The sequence below is a fragment of the Mycobacterium nebraskense genome, assembly GCF_002102255.1.
Classification (GTDB): Bacteria; Actinomycetota; Actinomycetes; order Mycobacteriales; family Mycobacteriaceae; genus Mycobacterium; species Mycobacterium nebraskense.
Genome location: NZ_LQPH01000108.1, coordinates 1 through 17815, shown reverse-complemented (window position 1 = coordinate 17815; position 17815 = coordinate 1). Strand labels below are relative to the sequence as shown.

Sequence of the window (17815 nt, the reverse complement as noted above, 5' to 3'; positions counted from 1 at the left end):
TTTGCACGCAGCGCGGAAACTGACCGCTAGTGACCCGAGGCCAGGTTACGCAGCTCCGCGGGTGTCATGTCGAATGCGCGCTTGAACGACTTCGTCATGTGGCTCTGGTCGCAGAAACCCGTCGCACCAACGACTTCCTTGAGCGCCATGTCGCTATCCACGATGATCTGACGTGCCCGCTCGACGCGCCGTTGTTGAACGTATGCGTGCGGCGGAGTGCCGAAGCGATTCTTGAATAGCCGGGCGAAGTGGTACTGGCTCATTCCCGCGACACGGGCGAGTGAATGCAGGGACAGGCTACCAGCGAGATTGCCGTCGATATACTCGGCGACCTGGCGTGCTTGCACGGCGCTCAGGGCTCCCGGACATCTGGGCGCCCGCAGGCGGGTTTCAGCGTGGTGTCGCAGCATGTGCACGCAGAGCTGCGTCAGCAGCGCCTCCCTGTAGAGCCCACCGCCGAAGGCGTCTCCGTGCAACTCCATTGCCAGCGCTGCGATTCCATGCTGGATGACGGGGTCTCGGACCTGGAATGCCTCGCGGACCGCAACTCTGTCGACGTGACGGTCGAAGACTTCGGAGGCGAAGTCGGTCAATCGGCGCTCGTTGATATAGAGCACGGTCGCCCGGAAGGATCTACTCCACTGCCAGGCCGACTCATAGCCGGGGCTCAGGATAGAGAAGTCCCCAGGAGCCATCTGGGTCCGGCTGCGGATGGGGCCGCATCGCAACGCAATCTGCGCCGACGTATGCCAGGCGATGACTGCGATGTCGCGCAGCGGGGGGACCTGGGTGTGACGCGAATGGAATTGGTAGACGCGCAAGTTCGCACCCGGCAACTCACCGTCGCGAGTGGCCACGACGCACTTAGCCGGGACTACGCGATCTACCCCCGTAGCATCTACGTTCTGGAAACCCGTGGGAGTCATCGCGGCACCGAACTGCTTCGGCACACCTGCTTGCCTGGCGAAATCGTCATGCAGAGAGTGTAAGTCCGAAGAACTGTGTATTAACCGGGCAATCGGCAAAGTATTCGCATTTTCTTGGATGCGCTTGGCCCGGCGTTGAATGCGCTTGCGCTTAGCGTTGTACGCCCTTGCTAATCCGTATTCACGGTGCCGATTCGAAGTTAGCGTCGGGAATACGGATTAGCAAGGGGTTCCCAACCAGGGCGGCGATCATGAGCGAACGATATCTCGACAAGACGGTGTTGGTGACCGGGGCGGCATCCGGCATCGGTCGGGCCATCGCGTTCGCCGCGGCAGGCGAAGGAGCCCGGCTGATCCTCGGGGACATTCAGCGCGATCGACTGGCCGACACCGCTGCGGAGTTGAGGGCGCAAGCGGCAGCGGTCTATCACGCAGGATGCGACATCTCGAACACTGCCGAGGTCACCGAACTCGTCAACCGTGGATTAGAGGAAATGGGAGCGATCGACGTCGCGTTTGCCAACGCCGGCGTCCTCGGGCCTCCCGGAAATGTGTGGACCTATCCGGAGGACGAATTAACCAAGATCCTTGATATCAACGTCGTCGGCACGTGGAGAACCTTTCGGGCAGTCCTGCCCGGAATGATCGGTCGCCGGCGCGGGATCATCGTCGCCACGGCATCGGCTGCCGGTGTCGTCGGGTCCGCCGGGCTCGCCGCGTATGTTGCGAGCAAGCACGCCGTGGTGGGCCTGGTGAAATCGACCGCGATGAACGTGGCGCCCTACGGTATCCGGGTCAACGCCTTCTGCCCGCACATGGTCGACACCCCGATGCTCGACAAAGTGACCAAAGAGATTCCGGGTCTGCGCGAATCGCTCGACCAGCAGACCCCGCTCGGACGGGTGGCGACATCGGACGAGGTGGCCCGCTCCGCACTCTGGTTGGGATCGGATGAATCGAGCTTCGTGACCGGCCATCCGCTGCTCGTCGACGGCGGGCTGGTGGCTCAATAGCGATGTCGGACAGTACGGCTCGCCACCGTAAGCTCGCGACCCGTCCCCCTATAGGGAGGCTGGCGCGGCTTATCCCAGGATTTGTGACGGCAAATGTCTTTCGATGCAAGAGATCTTAAGACCCAGCAACCCGGGGTGGTTGGCGAGGCCAATATCTCCCGAGCTGGCCCACCTATCGACGACTTCACCGCGGAACGTCGGGAAAGGTCCACACAAAAGTCTTTCCTCAATTGCTTTGCGACCTAACGCTATCGAATACATCTTCGACCACACAGAAATGAGCGCGAGAATGATTCACAAAAATCTCAATTGCAACGGAACACGCATCCATGCAGTCGAGTTGGGATCCGGTCCATTGGTCATTCTCCTGCACGGGTTTCCGGAGTCCTGGTATTCCTGGCGTCATCAGATTCCGATGCTGGCGAATGCGGGCTACAAGGTGGTGGCGATCGACCAGCGGGGATTCGGAAGATCGTCTAAGTTGAGGGTCAACAGCGCATACCGCATCGACAAGCTCGTCGCCGACGTCGAAGCGTTGATCGATGCCTACGGTGAACAAAATGCCGTTGTGGTCGGGCACGACTGGGGCGCCCCGGTCGCATGGACGTTCGCCTGGCTTCATCCGCAGCGATGCCGAGGTGTCGTCGGTGTGAGCGTTCCGTTCGCAGGGCGCGGCCTAATCGGGTTGCCCGGCTGCCCTTTCGGGGATACCCGTCCACGCGACTACCACATCGAACTCGCCGGCCCAGGCAGGAAGTTCTATCAAGACTACTTCTCCGAGCAGGACGGAATCATCAACGAGATCGAAGAAGACCTCCGAAAGTGGTTTCTCGGACTGACATATACGGTATCGGGCGAGGCCGCGATGGCAGCCGGATCGGTGCCGGCGGATCCGATCGAGGCATTGCGCTTCGGGCCACTGTGCATGGCGAACGGAGCCAGGCTAGACGACGCATTCGTCTGGCCGGACGCGATGCCCCAGTGGTTCACCGAGGAGGATCTCACGTTCTATGTCAACGAGTTCGAAAGGGCAGGCTTCTCGGGCGGTTTGGCGTTCTACCACAACGTCGACGCCGGCTGGGAAGTGCTTGCAGACGTTGAGCATCAGAAGATGACGGCGCCGGCGATGTTCATCGGCGGCGAATTCGACGTGGCTACGATCTGGGGCGCCGAGGCGATTGCGCGGGCCGACGAGAAGATGTCCGATTACCGGGGCACCCACATAATTTCCGGTGCGGGGCACTGGATTCAACAGGAGAAGCCCGCTGAAACCAATCGGCTGCTCGTGGACTTCCTTACCCAGTTAAAGTGACGAGCTCGTGGCAATTCACCAGAGCGCAGCGACGGTTCCACCGTCGACGAGCTGCGCGGTTCCGTTGACCATCGAGGCGTCGTCTGACAGCAGGAACGCGACTACGCGCGCAATCTCCTGCGGTCCGGCCATGCGGCCCTGCAGGCGATCGATCATCGTGTGAGCACCTCCCTCACCGAGTGCCTGGTCGAACGCGGTCATCGCGGTCCGCTGCATCGTAGTGTCGACGAATGCGGGCAACAACGCGTTGGAACGCACGCCCACGGAGCGCAATTCGGCTGCGGTGATCCGGCTGAGGTGGATAATTCCGGCCTTGGACATCCCATACGCCGCGGTGCCCCCGGCCGCAACAAGACCGGCCAACGATGACATGTTGACGATGGCTCCCGCACCGCGCTCGATCATTTTGGGAACCGCGTGTTTGGTGCACAGCCACGCACCGCGCAAGTTGACCCCGATGATGCGGTCGAAATCCGTCACCGTCGTGTCGGTGAGCGAAGCGAAATGTACGATGCCCGCGTTGGCAACAAGCTTGTCCACCCCACCGAATGCGTCGGCGCACGCCTGGACCATGCCGACAACCTGCTGCTCGTCGCTCACATCGACCAGGTGGCCGACCGCACCGCCACCGATCTTGGCCGCAGCGGCGTCGGCGGCACCGCCATCGATGTCCGCGCAAAGCACCCGGCAGCCCTCGGCGGCGAGACTTTGCGCGATTGCCAGCCCGATCCCGGCCCCGGCACCGGTCACAATCGCAGCTTTTCCGGCCAGGTCCGGATGGGTCATTGCCTCACCTCATATCGCGTTGCGCTATAGCATTTCTCAACCGGCGATGCGCAGGCCGTATTCGCGTATAGCCCCGAACATCACCAGGCCGAAACCCGGCGCATCGTCGGACAAACGGATCGTATACACGCCAAGATCGCGCAATATCCATGCCACCGTGTCCGAGGTGAGATCTGCTGTCACGGCGTCGCTTTCACCGAGACGGCAGCCGCGCACCGCGCCGGCGGAACGCAGGTAGACGATTACGCCACTGCCATGCGCCCGCATCGTGGTCAGCGCGCTTTCGAGTTCTTCGCCGCACCGGCAGGCCGTCGAGCCGAACACATCCCCGGTCAGGCACTCGACGTGAACGTGCAGCGGTACGGGTACGCCTGGGCCCACCGCGCCGATGATGACGGCCAGGTGCTCGCCATCGTCGTGTACGTTCTGGAAGCTGATCACCCGGGAATCGCCGCCTCTCATGGGCAGCATCGTCTCTGCCAGCCGGACGACCTGGGGCTCAATCCGCCGCCGATACGCGACAAGCTCACCGATCGAAACGATCGGCAACCGGTGTGCGACAGCGAACTCGACCAACTCGCCGCGGCGGGCCATCGCGGTGGGACGGTCGCGGGACACGATCTCGCACAGCGCCGCCGCCGGCCGCCGCCCCGCGAGGCGGGCCAGGTCAATCGCTGCCTCGTTCGGCCCCCGATGGCCCAACACTCCCCCGACTCCAGCCTGCGCCGGGACCACATGACCTGGACGGAGGAAATCCGCAGCAGCAGAATCGGCCGACGCGAGCGCCGCGATTGTTCGAGCGCGATCGGTCGCTGAGATCCCCGTACCCGACCCCCGGTAGTCAACTGACACCCGGTGGGCGGTGGCGCCGAACTTGCCGTCGCCGCTGTGGCACATGGGCGGTAGGTTCAGCCGCTCGCACTCGGCGGGCGGCAACGCGACACGGACATAACCGGAGGTGTGTCGGATGGTGAACGCCAGCAACTTCGGCGTGGCCCTGTCAGCGGCGAAGACAAGAAGCCCGTCGCAGTCGCGTTCGGTGTCTTCAGTCAACACAACGGGGCGGCCTGCCGCCATCGCGGCGACCGCGCGCCGTACCCGCACATCGGTCGTTTTCATGTCTGCTCGTTCGCTCCTGCCGTGGCCGCAAGCCGATGGAATTGACTGCGGTGGAAGACAAGTGGCAGCGTATCGGGGTTCGCGCGTAGTGCACTGATCCCCAACAGGACGATGACGTGGTCACCCGCCGGGATCTCGGCGTTCAAACTGCAATCCAGCCAGGCACTGGCCCCGTCGACGAACACGCCCCCACTGGGCCGCTGGACGCAGTGCACTCCGGCGAAACGGTCGCCGTGCTTGCGCGAGAGGCTCCGGCAGGCCTCGGTGTGGTCCTCCGCCAGCACGCTCACACCGAGCGCCGGGCAGCGCCGCAGCCTCGGCCAGGTCGCCGAGTTGTGCTGGACGCAGATCGATACGAGCGGCGGCATGAGGGAGACCGTGGTGAACGAGCTGGCGGCCATTCCGACGGGCTCGCCGTCGACCATTGCGCAAACCGCGATGACCCCGGACGGGAAACAGCCGAAAACCCGACGCACTTCGGTGCCGTCGATGCGCTGCGAGGTGACCGCTTCCATGCCGCCCGCGACCCGCCCACTAACGCAGTCCACGCAGGAAATCGAGCACCAGCCGGTTGGTTTCCTTCGGCTCTTCCTGCTGGATCCAGTGCCCGACGTCGGCCACCAGATGAGCGCCGCAGTAGTTGGGCATCACTTCGGCGGCGCGCTCGATGGCTTCGGCTCCCCAGGCGGTGCCGACGTCGTACTGTCCGCCGATGAACAGCGCGGGAGGAGTCAGCGGCGTGCCGACCTGGTCTTCCAGGTCTTGCCAGTCGTTGTCGATGTTGTGATAGAAGCTCAGCGGTCCGCCGAAGCCGGAGCGCTCAAATTCGCCCGTGTAGAAATCGAGGTCGGCTTCGGTGAACCAGTCCGGCATCGTTTCCGGATACGCGAAGGCATCTCTGAGCCGTGCCTCCCTGGGCATGCACAACGGACCCGCCCGGATCACATCCAGCGGGTCCATGGACGCCAGATCGACGCCCGCGGCCTCGGCCGCCTTGGTAGCCGCGATCATGCCTTGCCCCGATACCGTGTACGTCAGACCCAGCAGCCAGCCGCGCAGGTCCTCCTCTATCTCGGCGATAATTTCGTCCTGCGCGGCGAAGTAGTCCTGATACCAAACCTTGCCTTCGCCGGCGATCTCCAGGTGATATTCGTTCGGACGGCGTTCACCGAAGGGGCTGCCCGGTAGTGCGATCACGCCGCGGCCGGCGAAGGGAACGCTGACACCCACCACGCCCGCGCACCTGTCCGGGTGCAGCCACGCGAAGGTCCAGGCCACCGGTGCGCCCCAGTCGTGGCCGACGACGACGGCCGTCTTCTCGCCACAAGCGTCGAGGACGCCGACGACATCGCCCACCAATTCCTTGATGCGGTAGGCGGAATTCACGTAGTACTTCGACGAGCGTCCATAGCCGCGCTGGTCGATGGCCACCACCCGGTAGCCCGCCTCGGCCAACGCGGGAATCTGGTGTCGCCACGAGTACCAGGACTCCGGGAACCCGTGAATCAGCACCACCAACGGTCCTTCGCCGTCTTCGACGGCATGGATGCGGGTGCCACGGCAGTTCAGGATCCGATGAACTTGCGACATCTTGGCCTCTCTTTTGCTGTCGGTCAGTACCCGGCCACGGAAGTACCCGCGCCCACAAGTTGATCGGTGGATTCGTTGGGAATCGCACGGTTTTCGTAGTTGCGGGCGATCAGCGTCTTTTCGCCCGACAACCGGGTACGTGCCCACTTGCCGATCACGCGGCCAGCGATGCCCGGCTTCATCAGCGCCAGAGGCGGTTTGACGAGATGGACGACGGCCAAGAACTCGCGGTAGGCGTCGAGATCGTCATGCACCAACTCCAGAAGGCGGTCCATGTACCAGGTCAGGACACCAAAGTAGAACGGCCGCTTCTTGTCCACGTCCTTGATCCAGTTGAAGCGCAGGTTCTGTTCACGGATCACAAACCAGGCCGTGTCGGCCATCTTGGCGATCGACCGGTAGTAACGGCGCGGCAAGTCACGGTGCCCCGGCCCGTACTTGGCCAGCAGCAGCTGCATCTCGCGGACCTCCTTGAGCGCCAGGCTCATCCCCAGGCCCGACACCGGGTCGGCACTGGTGTACGAGTCGCCGACGGCCAGGAGCGCACGGGGCAGGTTCCGCTTCTTCTCGTAGTGCAGCCGCAGCATGTTCGGATAGCGGAAGTTGTAGATGGGGGATGCCGGTTCCAGCCCGTCGATGTTCTCCCCGACGATCGGGGACGGCATCAGATTGGCGAACTCGCGGAACTCCGTTGCCGTCCGGGGCGGCGAATAGCAGTTGTAGGCCACCAGCGAGGTGGACAGCAGGGTGCGTGAGCTGTCGGTGTAGTACTGCGCGGCGTAAGTGTCCTCAAAAGGCCGGTATGCGTAGCAGATCACCATCACCTTGTCCTGCCACTGCCGTTCCGGCGGAACTCGGTGCTGCATAGTCGAATAGAAGCAGTTGATAATGTCCTGCTCCACCTCGGGCGAGCCAATTCCGACGCGTTCGAGGAACTCCGGGACGCGGGTGTTCTTACCCGAGGCATCCACGACGAATTCCGCGGAGATCACTTCGGGCTGTCCGCCCCCGTCGACGGCGACCCCGATGACGGCGTTGTTCTCACGGTCGAATACCAGGTCGGTGACCTCGGATTCATAGCGGAAATCGATCCGGGGTTCATCGTCGAGTCTGCGCCGCACGCACCATTCGAGCAGCGGTCTTCCAGCGCAGACGATCTCGATGTCGCTGGTTCCGGGCTTCTTCCAGGAGCCGCCGAGGCGAATCCGGTACTGGGCCGCCATGTCGACCTTGAACGCTCCCTCGCGCACCATGTCGTCGACGATGCCGGGAAAGAAGCGTTCCAGCTCGATCTGCCCAGCGGTCAGAAGGTGATGCAGGTGCCAGCCTTGGGCTGCGCCCGGTCGGCCTTCCCGGCGTCGGTGTGGGTCGTCCTTCTCGAGCACGACGACGCGTTCGAAGGTCTCACTGCACACCTTGGCCGCGGCGATACCCGCGATGCTCCCTCCGATGACCACCGCTGTTCCGCGGCCGCGGCGGCGTACTTCGCTGATGTCCACACCCGCGTAGTCGAAGCGCGCCGGGGCGCGCCGACGGGCGGCCCCGCTGGCTACAAACTTCTCGTAGTAGAGCCCGATTCGCTGAAAGCCATTGTCGTCCAGCCAGTTTCGAGTGGCCTCGACCATCGCCGCCGGACCGCACAGGTATACATCGGCGTCGCCGCCGGCCAGCATCCGCTCATCCAGGAGGTCGGTGACCAGTCCGATGCGCCCATCCCACTCGGCGTGGGGTTGGGCGACGATGACGTGCACCTCCAAGCGGGGAATGCGGCGCCGCAACGCGTCGAGTTCGTCGAGCTTGCAGAGGTCCTCGGCGTCGGTCACCCCGTAGAGCAGGTGGATTGGTTGGCTGGTGTCGGCGTCCAGGCTCTGGGCCATCGCCAGGATCGCCGACAGGCCGGTGCCGCCGGCGACCAAGATTACTGGTCGCACGACGGGACGCAGGTAGAAGTTGCCCTTGCTGCACCGCAAGGCAATTCGGTCGCCGGGCCGTGCCCGATCGCGCAGGTAGTTCGACATAACCCCGTCGGGCAGCAGCCGAATGATGAACTCCAGCTCTACGCGGTCGTCCGGTGGATGCGCGTAGGAATAGTTGCGCCAGGTGCCGGTACCGGGGACCTGCAGCTGGGCGAACTGCCCGGCCTTATAGCGCAGTGCCGTTCCCAGGCCCGAGGCGTCGAGCCGCAGCACGGCGGTGCTGGGCGATACCAGGTCGACCCCGGTCACCAGCGCGTCACCGGTGATCAGCAGCGCGGCGTTGTCGTCGGCCGGGTACTGCAACTCGATCCGGCAATCTGACGTCGCAAACGTCTGGCACGTCAGGATCTTTCGTGCTTCGCGTTCCACGTCGGACAGCCCCTCGGTGCGCCCCATCTCGTACTGACCGGATGTGCAGGTGGCTACGCAGGTGCCGCAGATTCCGCTTTGGCATTCGTTGACGATGGCGACCCCGTGTTCCTCGGCGGCCTCCAATATCGACTGGTCCGACCGCACCGGCATCGTCTTCGATGTCCCGTCCGAATAGTCCACGCTGACCTGACGAACCGACATTGCGTCTGCCCCTTTCTCGCCTATTCGAGGACCGCTAAATGATCGCGGCGATGGGCTTCTTGGCGATGCGGGCGTTGAGTCGGGGCATGACCTCCTCGGCGAGCAGCCGCATGGAGTCCTTCCAGGGGCCGGGGTTGTCGCTGTAGTCGAAGCCGAGGATCAGCAGATGCCCGAATCCACCAACCTGGTCATAAGTGGCCTCCAGCTTGTCGACCACCGTCTCGACCGATCCGACCACGAACGTCTTCTCCGCGAGGTATTCCGGTGTCACGTCAGCATCGGGCACCGCGGGGTTGTGTTTGTAGAACTTGGTCATGCCGAACATGCGGAAGGTCGGCAGGACGTACTCGCGCATGTTGCGTCCGATGATGCCGTCGACCGCATAGCGGAATGCCTTCTCATCGGTCTCGGCAACGACGACCTCACGAACCAGCCGCCAATCGCGGCGATCCGGCGTGCGACCGCTGCGTGCTGCGCCCTCCAGCACTGCATCCCAGTGTGTCGCAACGTAGTCGGTATTGAGGTCCAGACTCATGGGCAGGTAGCCGCGCTCGCCGGCGAGCTTTAGCGTCTCTGATCCGGCGCTGAAACCCGTGACCCCGATCGGCGGATGGGGCTTCTGGAAGGGTTTGATGTGGCGGGTCATCAAGCCCTCGAACATCGGCGCGATCCCGTTGGCGTTCCAGTACTTTCCGCGATGTTCCCAGGGACCGTCCTCGGTCCAGACGCGCAACATGATCTCGAGGGCTTCGCGCGTCATCTCGCGGTGCTCGCCGTTTTGTCCGTCGACATCGAACAGCGCCCAGTCGCCCGGGATGCCACTGGCGCCGACACCCAGCATGTAGCGGCCCTGGGCCAGGTGGTCGAAGTAGGCCACCCGGTGGGCGAGCTCGACCGGATGGTGGTAAGGCAGCAGGTGCGCTCCAGGCGCCAGCTTGATCGACTTCGTGCGCAGCAACGCCTGCGCCAACAGCAGGTCGGGCGCGCAAATAGGCTCCCACGGCACCGTGAAGTGCTCCCCCACCCAGGCCTCCACATAGCCCAGCTGGTCGGCTAGCTCGATGATGTCGAGGTCCCACTGCGTCGCGTCATAGAGGCTCCGCTCGGGCGGGTGCGCCGGCATGAGAAAAATCCCGATCTCCATCTTCAACCTTCCTCGGTGTGCCCGAACCCGACCCGAGACCACATCTCGGCACAGGTCTCTGCTGCGACCTACAACACAGTAATAGCAAGATACATCATTACTGCGCAAGATGCAGTTAGCGTGGGAATTTGTGTTTTCATGGGATTTATCAAGCCCGTATCGCTTATGGACATTTTGGCCCGCCCCGCGTAGCCTCACCGACGTAAACCGGGCCACGCGCGTTAGGGAGCGCCCACGCCCGGCCGAACTGCGTGAGGACACCGCCGCCGACGTGTTCGCGCGGCTCGGCTACTGCTCGAAAGGAGCATTGCGTGCAGGATTTCGACTACATCCGATACGACGTCGTCGATCAGGGCCTGATCGCCGTCATCACGCTCGACCGCCCGAAACAACGGAATGCCCAGAACCGCGGGATGCTTGTCGAGCTCGGGGCCGCTTTCGAGCTCGCAGAATCCGACGATGCGATCCGCGTGGTGATCCTGCGGGGCGAGGGGCCGTCGTTCTCCGCCGGGCACGACCTCGGATCCGCCGACGACGTACGCGAACGTTCATCCGGCCCGGACCAACACCCCACATATCAGTGCAACGGCGGAACCCGCGGTGGGGTGGAATCGCGCCACCGTCAGGAGTGGCACTACTTCTTCGAGAACACCAAACGGTGGCGCAATCTCCGCAAGATCACCATCGCCGAGGTCCACGGCACGGTCCTGTCAGCCGCTCTGATGCTGGCGTGGTGCTGCGATCTTATCGTCGCCGCCGAGGACGCCGTGTTCGCCGATGTCGTCGGGACTCGGCTCGGTATGTGTGGGGTGGAGTACTTCGGCCACCCGTGGGAGTTCGGCCCGCGAAAGGCAAAGGAGCTGCTGCTCACCGGCGACTCGCTCGACGCGCACGACGCGCACGCCATCGGGATGGTGAGCAAGGTCTTTCCAAACGATGAGTTATTCTCCTGCACAGTCGATTTCGCTCGTCGCATCGCCAAGCTGCCAACGCTCACGGCGCTGTTCATCAAAGAGTCGGTGAATCAGTCCGTCGATGCGATGGGCTTCTGCACGGCGCTGGACGCCTGCTTCTCCATCCACCAACTCAATCATGCGCACTGGGCGGAGGTGACTGGCGGAAAGCTGTCCTATGGCACGGTCGACAACGGTCTGGAGGACTGGCGGATCGCGCCCGAGATCCTGCCCGCGGCCAAACAGCGGCCCTAAACCCGGAGGACGAGCACTGTGGATGTCGACTACCCGGCCGAAGCGGAGGCATTCCGCGACCAGATCCGCGCCTTTGTTGCCGAGCACCTACCGCCGGGTTGGTCTGGCGGTGGGGCGTTGCCGCCCGACGAGCGGCGGGCGATCGCGCACCGATGGCGCGGGGTCCTCGCGGACCGCGGCCTGGTGGCGGTGTCCTGGCCGAAAGAGTGTGGCGGCGCCGGTCTTTCCGCGATCGAGCAGGCCGTGCTTGATGAGGAGTTCGCCCGTGCGGGCGCGCCGGAGGGGTTGGAGAACGATCTGCTCGGCATCCAGCTGCTGGGCAACACCCTGATCGCGCTGGGCTCCGAGGAGCAGAAGAAGCATTTCCTGCCGCGCATTCTCAGCGGCGAGGATCGCTGGTGCCAGGGTTTCTCCGAGCCCGAGGCGGGCTCGGACCTGGCATCCGTCCGGACCAGGGCGGTGCTCGATGGCGACGAGTGGGTGCTCAACGGACAGAAGATCTGGACGTCGGCAGGGCCGACCGCGAACTGGATTTTCGTCCTGGCGCGCACGGATCCGGACGGGCCCGCGCACGCGAGCCTGTCGGTGCTGCTGGTGCCGATGGACCAGCCCGGCGTGGTGGTCCGGCCCATCGTCAACGCGGCCGGCCATGCCTCCTTCAGTGAGGTGTTCCTGACCGACGCCGGCACCCCGGTCGCCAATGTGGTCGGCCGGGTAGGCGACGGATGGTCGGTAGCGATGACGCTGCTCGGATTCGAGCGCGCCTCACAGGTCACTACGGCCGCCATCAACTTCGGAAGAGAACTCGAGAGGTTATGCGAACTCGCCCGCGAGCGCGGACTGCACACTGATCCGCGCATCCGCGATGCGTTGGCCTGGTGCTATTCGCGCGTCCAGATCATGCGTTACCAGGGCTACCGCGGGCTGACGTTGTTGGTCAACGGGCAGCGGCCCGGGGCCGAGGCCGCGATCAGCAAGGTCTTCTGGAGTGAGTACTTCCAGCGCTACACCGATCTTGCCGTCGAGATCCTGGGTATCGAGGCACTCGGGGCGGAGGGCTCGGGCAATGGCGAAGCGCTGATCACCGCAGAGGCCGGTACCCCCAACTCGGTGGCCTGCTGGCTGGACGAGCTGCTCTATGCGCGTGCCGCGACCATTTACGCGGGCAGTTCGCAGATCCAGCGCAACGTGATCGGCGAGCAACTGCTGGACCTGCCGAAGGAACCGCGGCTGCTCCCCCAACGTATCGGCCAGGGCTGATATGGATTTCCGGTACAGCCCCGAACACGACGCCTTCCGGGCATCGCTGGGCGGTTTTCTCCGTGAGGCTGCCTCGCAGATGCGAATGCGCGAGGCAGCCGCTGCCGACGGCCATGACAGGCGGGTCTGGCAGCGACTCTGTCGCGAGATGCAGCCCTTGGGACTGCATGTCCCCGCGGAATGCGGCGGGGACGGTGGCACCCTCATCGAGACCGCGATCGTGTTCTCCGAATTCGGTAGGGCACTGACGCCGGTACCGCTGGCCACCACCACCTTCGCGATCGAGGCGGTGCTGCGCATGGGCGATGACGAGCAGCGCAAGAGGCTACTCGCCGGTCTGCTGTCCGGAGAACAGATCGGCGCTTTGGCAGCCGCCGGCCCGAACGAGACCGACCCATCGGCGGCGACCGTCCGGGCCAGCCGGCGCGCAGATGGCACCGTGCTCACCGGCGAGTGCGTCCCCGTTTTGCACGGCCACGTCGCTGACTTGTTCGTGGTCCCAGCGGTAGCCGACGGCCCCGACAGCACAGTCGTCTTTCACGTCGTGGCGGCTGGCGCCCCGGGGGTGACGGTTGTTCGGCTGCCTTCGTTCGACGTCACCCGTCCCGTCGCCAGGCTGCAGCTGGCGCAAGCCCCGGCCGACCCCTTGACCGCAGGCTCACCCGATGAGGCCGAGCGAGTGCTCGACGTGGCGCGAGTGCTGCTGGCGGCCGAGATGCTTGGCGGTGCCGAGGCGTGCCTTGAACTGACTGTCGAATATGCCCGCAGCCGAAAGCAATTCGGTCGGCCGATAGGCTCGTTCCAGGCAGTCAAGCACGCCTGTGCCGAGATGATGATTGAAATCGACGCGACTCGGGCAGCCGTGATGTTCGCCGCGATGAGCGCCGCCAACGGCGACGAGCTGCACATCGCGGCTCCATTGGTCAAGGCGCAGGCCGCGGACACCTATGTGTTATGCGCCGGCACCGCCATCCAAGTCCACGGCGGCATCGCGTTCACTTGGGAGCACGATCTGCACCTGTACTTCCGCCGGGCCAAGACCACCGAGGCGCTCTTCGGCAGTAGCGCCCGGAACCGGGCGCTACTGGCCGACCGTGCGGGCCTGTAGGCGTCGATAATGGATCCCGTGGCCGGGGGCGGCATCACGTTCAGCGACGTCTTGGCCCGGCACGCGCGAGTCCGGCCGGGCAATCTCGCGTTCGTCGATCAGCGCCGACGGTGCACCTACTCCGAACTGAACCAGCGGGTGATCCGTCTGGCCAACGTGCTATCGGCGAGCGGAGTTCGTCCAGGCGATCGGGTAGCAGTGGTCGGTCTGAATTGTCTTGAGCTGATCGAAGCCTGGTTCGCCACGCTGCGTCTGGGTGCCGTCGCGGTGCCCGTCAACTTCCGGCTGGTTTCCGAGGAGATCGCGTATGTGCTCGCAGACAGTGGTGTGGTCGCTGTGGTCGTGGACCTGGCGTGCGCACCGGCCGTCGCGCGGGCGCGCACTAAGACACCATCGATCCGCACCGTCCTCACGATTGGTGACGGTCTGGACGAACTTATCGCCGCGGCAGATGGTCTCGCTCTCGACGTCACGGTTGCGGACGAGGCGCCCGCGTTCATCATGTACACATCCGGCACCACGGGCTTCCCCAAGGGCGCGGTGATTACCCACCGCAATCTGTACCTGCATGCCATGAGCGTGATCGCCACACTGGGTCTTCGCAGTGACGACAACTGCTGGATGGCGCATGCGCCGCTGTTCCACGTCGCCGGTGTATCGGGGATGTTCCCGACGTTCCTGACCGGCGGCACGGTGGTCGTTCCACCGTCCGGCGGCTTCGACCCCGTGGCCGCCATGCGAACGATCGTCGGTGAGCGGGTCACGTCTTGCTGGATGACGCCGGCACAGTGGCAGACGGTCTGTGCATTGCCAGGTCTTCGCTCGTGGGATCTCAGCCGGCTGCGTCGTGTTTGGTGGGGCGCGGCACCCGCGTCAACCGCCTTGCTGCGCACGATGTTCGATGCCTTTCCGCACACCGAGATCATCGCGGCCTTCGGGCAGACCGAATGCAGCCCCATCACCTGCCTGCTGCGGGGACAGGATGCTCTCCGCAAGATCGGATCCGTGGGCACCCCGATGCTGGGCGTCGAGGTCCGCATCGTCGACGACCAGATGGACGACGTTCCGCAGGGCGAAATCGGCGAGATCGTCTATCGCGGACCGCTGGTGATGAAGGAGTATTGGAATAAGCCCGCCGAGACCGCGGAGGCCTTTCGCGGCGGCTGGTTTCATTCGGGCGACCTGGTCCCGCAGGACGCCGATGGCTATATCTATGTGGTCGACCGGAAGAAGGACATGATCATTTCGGGCGGTGAAAACATCTACAGCGCCGAGGTGGAAAACGTCGTGGCAGCGCACGCCAAGGTCGCCGAGGTTTCGGTCATCGGAGTGCCCGACGCAAAATGGGGCGAGACCCCGATGGCGGTGATCGTGGCGCGCGACCCGGCAGATCCGCCGACCGACGACGAAATCGACACGCACTGCCGCGAGCACCTCGCTTCGTACAAGCGGCCCCGCCGTGTAGTGGTTGTGGATGCGTTGCCGCGCAACGCCAGTGGCAAGGTACTCAAGACCGATCTTCGCCGCGAGTACGCGCGGTGAACTCCTACGATGCAGGGCCCGTCGATACCCCACTGCTGGACGAGACGATCGGGGCGAACTTCGAGCGCACTGCGCTGGCGTACCCCGACGTCGACGCGCTTGTCGATGTGGCCGGCGACCGGCGGTGGACCTACGCCGAACTCGACAGTGAGATCAACTGTCTCGCCCGCGCTTTGATGGCCGTCGGCATCCGGCGCGGAGATCGGGTCGGGATCTGGTCCCCCAATTGCCCGGAATGGACGATCATTCAGTACGCCACGGCCAAGATTGGCGCCATCCTCGTCTCGGTCAATCCCGCGTATCGAACTCACGAGTTGTCTCATGTGCTGCGCGATTCGGGCACTCGGCTGTTGATGTCCGCGACAAACTTCAAGAGCTCCGACTACCGCCGAATGGTTGACGAGGTCCGTTCCGAGGTCCGCGGACTAACAGACGTCGTGTTCCTGGGCACCACCGACTGGGAGCGGCTCCGGCAGCGCGCCGGCGAGGTTACCGCTGACGAATTGCGGTGCCGGACATCCACCCTGAGCCCCCTGGATGCGATCAACATTCAATACACATCGGGCACAACGGGAGCTCCCAAGGGCGCCACCTTGTCGCACCGCAACATCCTCAACAACGGGTATTTCGTCACCGGACTCATCCGGCTCGGACCCGGGGAACGCCTATGTATCCCCGTGCCCTTCTACCACTGCTTCGGCATGGTGATGGGCAATTTGGGCTGCACCACCCGCGGAGCAACCATGGTGATCCCGGCGGCCGGATTCGATCCCGCTGCGACGCTGGAAGCGATCGAAAGGGAGCGCTGCGCAGGCCTCTACGGCGTGCCCACGATGTTCATCGCGATGCTCGGCCATCCAGATCTCACTCGTCGAGACCTGTCGTCGCTGCGGACCGGGATCATGGCGGGCGCGTCCTGTCCGGTGGAGGTGATGAAGCGCTGCATGGACGAACTCAACATGTCGGAGCTGTCGATCGCCTATGGCATGACAGAGACTTCCCCGGTGTCCTGCCAGACCCGGATCGACGACGACCTGCACCGTCGAACCGCCACCGTGGGCCGGGTCCATCCGCACGTTGAGATCAAGGTCATCGACGCCGGCACCGGCAAGATCGTCGAGCGAGGCCTGACCGGTGAACTCTGCACCCGCGGCTACTCGGTGATGCAGGGTTACTGGAACGATGACGGCAAAACTCGCGAGGTCATCGATCGCGACGGATGGATGCACACCGGCGACCTGGCGATCATGAGCGACGACGGGTATTGCGCGATCGTCGGGCGCATCAAGGACATGGTCATCCGCGGCGGCGAGAATCTGTACCCACGAGAGATCGAGGACTTCCTGCATACCCACCCCGACATCGAGGCTGTGCAGGTTATTGGTGTCCCCGACACCAAGTACGGCGAGGAGGTCTGCGCCTGGATCAAAATGCGGCCAGGCCGTCGGCCTTTAGACGAGGATGCCGTCCGCGCGTTTTGTCTCGGGAAGCTCGCGCACTACAAGATTCCTCGGTATGTCCACATCGTCGACGGGTTCCCGCTGACGGTCACCGGAAAAGTGCGCAAAGTCGACATGCGGGCCGAAATGGTCCGACTGCTCGGTTTATGACCCGAAGAACTAGCCCGCCGCGGCCAGCGCCGCGTCGTAGTTCGGCTCCTGGGCGATCTCAGGGACCAACTCGGTGTAGGTGACCTTGCCGTCGGGGCCGACCACCACGATGGCCCGGGCGAGCAGCCCCGCCATCGGGCCGTCGCTGATGGTGACGCCGTAGTCCTCGCCGAAGCTGCCGCGGAACGCCGAACCCGTCGTGACGTTGTCGATGCCCTCGGCGCCACAGAATCGAGCGAACGCGAACGGCAGGTCTTTCGACACGCACACCACCGTGGCGCCGCTTGCGGCGGCGCGTTCGTTGAAGGTCCGGACGCTGGCCGCGCACACCGGCGTGTCCACGGACGGGAAGATGTTGAGCACCACGGATTTACCGCCGAGCTGGTCGCTACTGACCGCCCCCAGGTCGCCGCCCGTCAGGCTGAAGGCCGGGGCCGGTGATCCGACTGCAGGCAGCTCGCCGACGGTGTTGATCGGGTTTCCACGCAACGTTATCTGTGCCATGCGGACAGTCTGCCAAGTCCGCCGCGGCCCTCATGGGTCAGGTCCCATGTCCTAATTGGTGGGCTACACGGTGGCGTCCCAGGAGCGGTGTAAAAGTGGTCTGACATAGGTTCCGCTCGCTTGCGTTGATGATCCTATGCGGTG

At 64.3% G+C, this 17815-nt stretch carries 15 protein-coding genes; 7 read left to right on the top strand and 8 right to left on the bottom strand.

Annotated elements, in window-relative coordinates; translation table 11 throughout:
- Positions 1-26 precede the first annotated feature (26 nt).
- Entirely contained in the window at positions 27-857 is an 831-nt protein-coding gene (locus tag AWC17_RS12440) for an AraC family transcriptional regulator (protein WP_167385578.1), read from the bottom strand.
- Positions 858-1177: 320 nt separating this feature from the next.
- Here AWC17_RS12440 and AWC17_RS12435 point away from each other — a divergent pair, with 320 nt between their 5' ends.
- Together AWC17_RS12435 and AWC17_RS12430 are read left to right on the top strand one after the other, a co-directional pair.
- On the top strand, positions 1178-1939 hold the full coding sequence (locus AWC17_RS12435; protein ID WP_046182937.1) for an SDR family NAD(P)-dependent oxidoreductase: 762 nt from the start codon (positions 1178-1180) through the stop codon (positions 1937-1939).
- A gap of 289 nt (positions 1940-2228) precedes the next feature.
- Positions 2229-3251: an alpha/beta fold hydrolase gene (locus AWC17_RS12430; RefSeq protein WP_046182938.1), complete on the top strand. Its 1023-nt coding sequence runs from the start codon at positions 2229-2231 to the stop codon at positions 3249-3251.
- A 15-nt stretch (positions 3252-3266) separates the two neighbouring features.
- On the opposite strand, the gene AWC17_RS12425 is transcribed toward AWC17_RS12430, so the two are convergent.
- The 6 genes from AWC17_RS12425 to AWC17_RS12400 are packed head-to-tail and all read right to left on the bottom strand — an operon-like array spanning position 3267 to position 10439.
- On the bottom strand, positions 3267-4037 hold the full coding sequence (locus AWC17_RS12425) for an SDR family oxidoreductase (protein ID WP_046182939.1): 771 nt from the start codon (positions 4035-4037) through the stop codon (positions 3267-3269).
- Positions 4038-4073: 36 nt separating this feature from the next.
- Complete coding sequence (locus AWC17_RS12420; RefSeq protein WP_046182940.1) at positions 4074-5156, bottom strand: 3,4-dihydroxy-2-butanone-4-phosphate synthase; 1083 nt, start codon at positions 5154-5156, stop codon at positions 4074-4076.
- Positions 5153-5671, bottom strand: coding sequence for a flavin reductase family protein (locus AWC17_RS12415; protein WP_046182941.1), 519 nt, complete (start codon positions 5669-5671; stop codon positions 5153-5155). Before AWC17_RS12415 ends, AWC17_RS12420 begins: the two co-directional genes overlap by 4 nt.
- A 19-nt stretch (positions 5672-5690) precedes the next feature.
- A complete protein-coding gene (locus tag AWC17_RS12410) occupies positions 5691-6746 on the bottom strand; it encodes an alpha/beta fold hydrolase (RefSeq protein WP_046182942.1) in 1056 nt (351 codons plus the stop codon).
- Between the two features lie 23 nt (positions 6747-6769).
- A complete protein-coding gene (locus AWC17_RS12405; protein WP_046182943.1) occupies positions 6770-9295 on the bottom strand; it encodes an FAD-binding oxidoreductase in 2526 nt (841 codons plus the stop codon).
- A 34-nt stretch (positions 9296-9329) separates the two neighbouring features.
- Positions 9330-10439: an LLM class flavin-dependent oxidoreductase gene (locus tag AWC17_RS12400; RefSeq protein ID WP_046182944.1), complete on the bottom strand. Its 1110-nt coding sequence runs from the start codon at positions 10437-10439 to the stop codon at positions 9330-9332.
- Between the two features lie 311 nt (positions 10440-10750).
- On the opposite strand from AWC17_RS12400, the gene AWC17_RS12395 reads away from it, so the two are divergent.
- From AWC17_RS12395 to AWC17_RS12375, 5 genes are read left to right on the top strand one after another with little or no spacing between them, the layout of a single operon-like run.
- Positions 10751-11647, top strand: coding sequence for an enoyl-CoA hydratase (locus AWC17_RS12395; RefSeq protein ID WP_046182945.1), 897 nt, complete (start codon positions 10751-10753; stop codon positions 11645-11647).
- Positions 11648-11665: 18 nt separating this feature from the next.
- On the top strand, positions 11666-12907 hold the full coding sequence (locus AWC17_RS12390; protein ID WP_046182946.1) for an acyl-CoA dehydrogenase: 1242 nt from the start codon (positions 11666-11668) through the stop codon (positions 12905-12907).
- Between the two features lies 1 nt (position 12908).
- Positions 12909-14015: an acyl-CoA dehydrogenase family protein gene (locus AWC17_RS12385; RefSeq protein ID WP_046182947.1), complete on the top strand. Its 1107-nt coding sequence runs from the start codon at positions 12909-12911 to the stop codon at positions 14013-14015.
- A 9-nt stretch (positions 14016-14024) separates the two neighbouring features.
- Complete coding sequence (locus tag AWC17_RS33440; RefSeq protein WP_046182948.1) at positions 14025-15557, top strand: long-chain-fatty-acid--CoA ligase; 1533 nt, start codon at positions 14025-14027, stop codon at positions 15555-15557.
- A complete protein-coding gene (locus tag AWC17_RS12375; RefSeq protein ID WP_046182949.1) occupies positions 15554-17167 on the top strand; it encodes an AMP-binding protein in 1614 nt (537 codons plus the stop codon). The genes AWC17_RS33440 and AWC17_RS12375 overlap by 4 nt, the downstream gene beginning before the upstream one ends.
- A gap of 9 nt (positions 17168-17176) precedes the next feature.
- Here AWC17_RS12375 and tpx read toward each other — a convergent pair whose 3' ends face one another.
- Positions 17177-17671: a thiol peroxidase gene (gene tpx, locus AWC17_RS12370; protein WP_046182950.1), complete on the bottom strand. Its 495-nt coding sequence runs from the start codon at positions 17669-17671 to the stop codon at positions 17177-17179.
- Positions 17672-17815: the final 144 nt, after the last annotated feature.

What these genes read in the sequence shown, in the direction of transcription:
- AWC17_RS12435 (WP_046182937.1), top strand. Translation starts at nt 1,178, where the DNA reads ATGAGCGAACGATATCTCGACAAGACGGTGTTGGTGACCGGGGCGGCA.
- AWC17_RS12430 (WP_046182938.1), top strand. Translation starts at nt 2,229, where the DNA reads ATGATTCACAAAAATCTCAATTGCAACGGAACACGCATCCATGCAGTC.
- AWC17_RS12425 (WP_046182939.1), bottom strand. Translation starts at nt 4,037, where the DNA reads ATGACCCATCCGGACCTGGCCGGAAAAGCTGCGATTGTGACCGGTGCC.
- AWC17_RS12420 (WP_046182940.1), bottom strand. Translation starts at nt 5,156, where the DNA reads ATGAAAACGACCGATGTGCGGGTACGGCGCGCGGTCGCCGCGATGGCG.
- AWC17_RS12415 (WP_046182941.1), bottom strand. Translation starts at nt 5,671, where the DNA reads ATGGAAGCGGTCACCTCGCAGCGCATCGACGGCACCGAAGTGCGTCGG.
- AWC17_RS12410 (WP_046182942.1), bottom strand. Translation starts at nt 6,746, where the DNA reads ATGTCGCAAGTTCATCGGATCCTGAACTGCCGTGGCACCCGCATCCAT.
- AWC17_RS12405 (WP_046182943.1), bottom strand. Translation starts at nt 9,295, where the DNA reads ATGTCGGTTCGTCAGGTCAGCGTGGACTATTCGGACGGGACATCGAAG.
- AWC17_RS12400 (WP_046182944.1), bottom strand. Translation starts at nt 10,439, where the DNA reads ATGGAGATCGGGATTTTTCTCATGCCGGCGCACCCGCCCGAGCGGAGC.
- AWC17_RS12385 (WP_046182947.1), top strand. Translation starts at nt 12,909, where the DNA reads ATGGATTTCCGGTACAGCCCCGAACACGACGCCTTCCGGGCATCGCTG.
- AWC17_RS33440 (WP_046182948.1), top strand. Translation starts at nt 14,025, where the DNA reads ATGGATCCCGTGGCCGGGGGCGGCATCACGTTCAGCGACGTCTTGGCC.
- tpx (WP_046182950.1), bottom strand. Translation starts at nt 17,671, where the DNA reads ATGGCACAGATAACGTTGCGTGGAAACCCGATCAACACCGTCGGCGAG.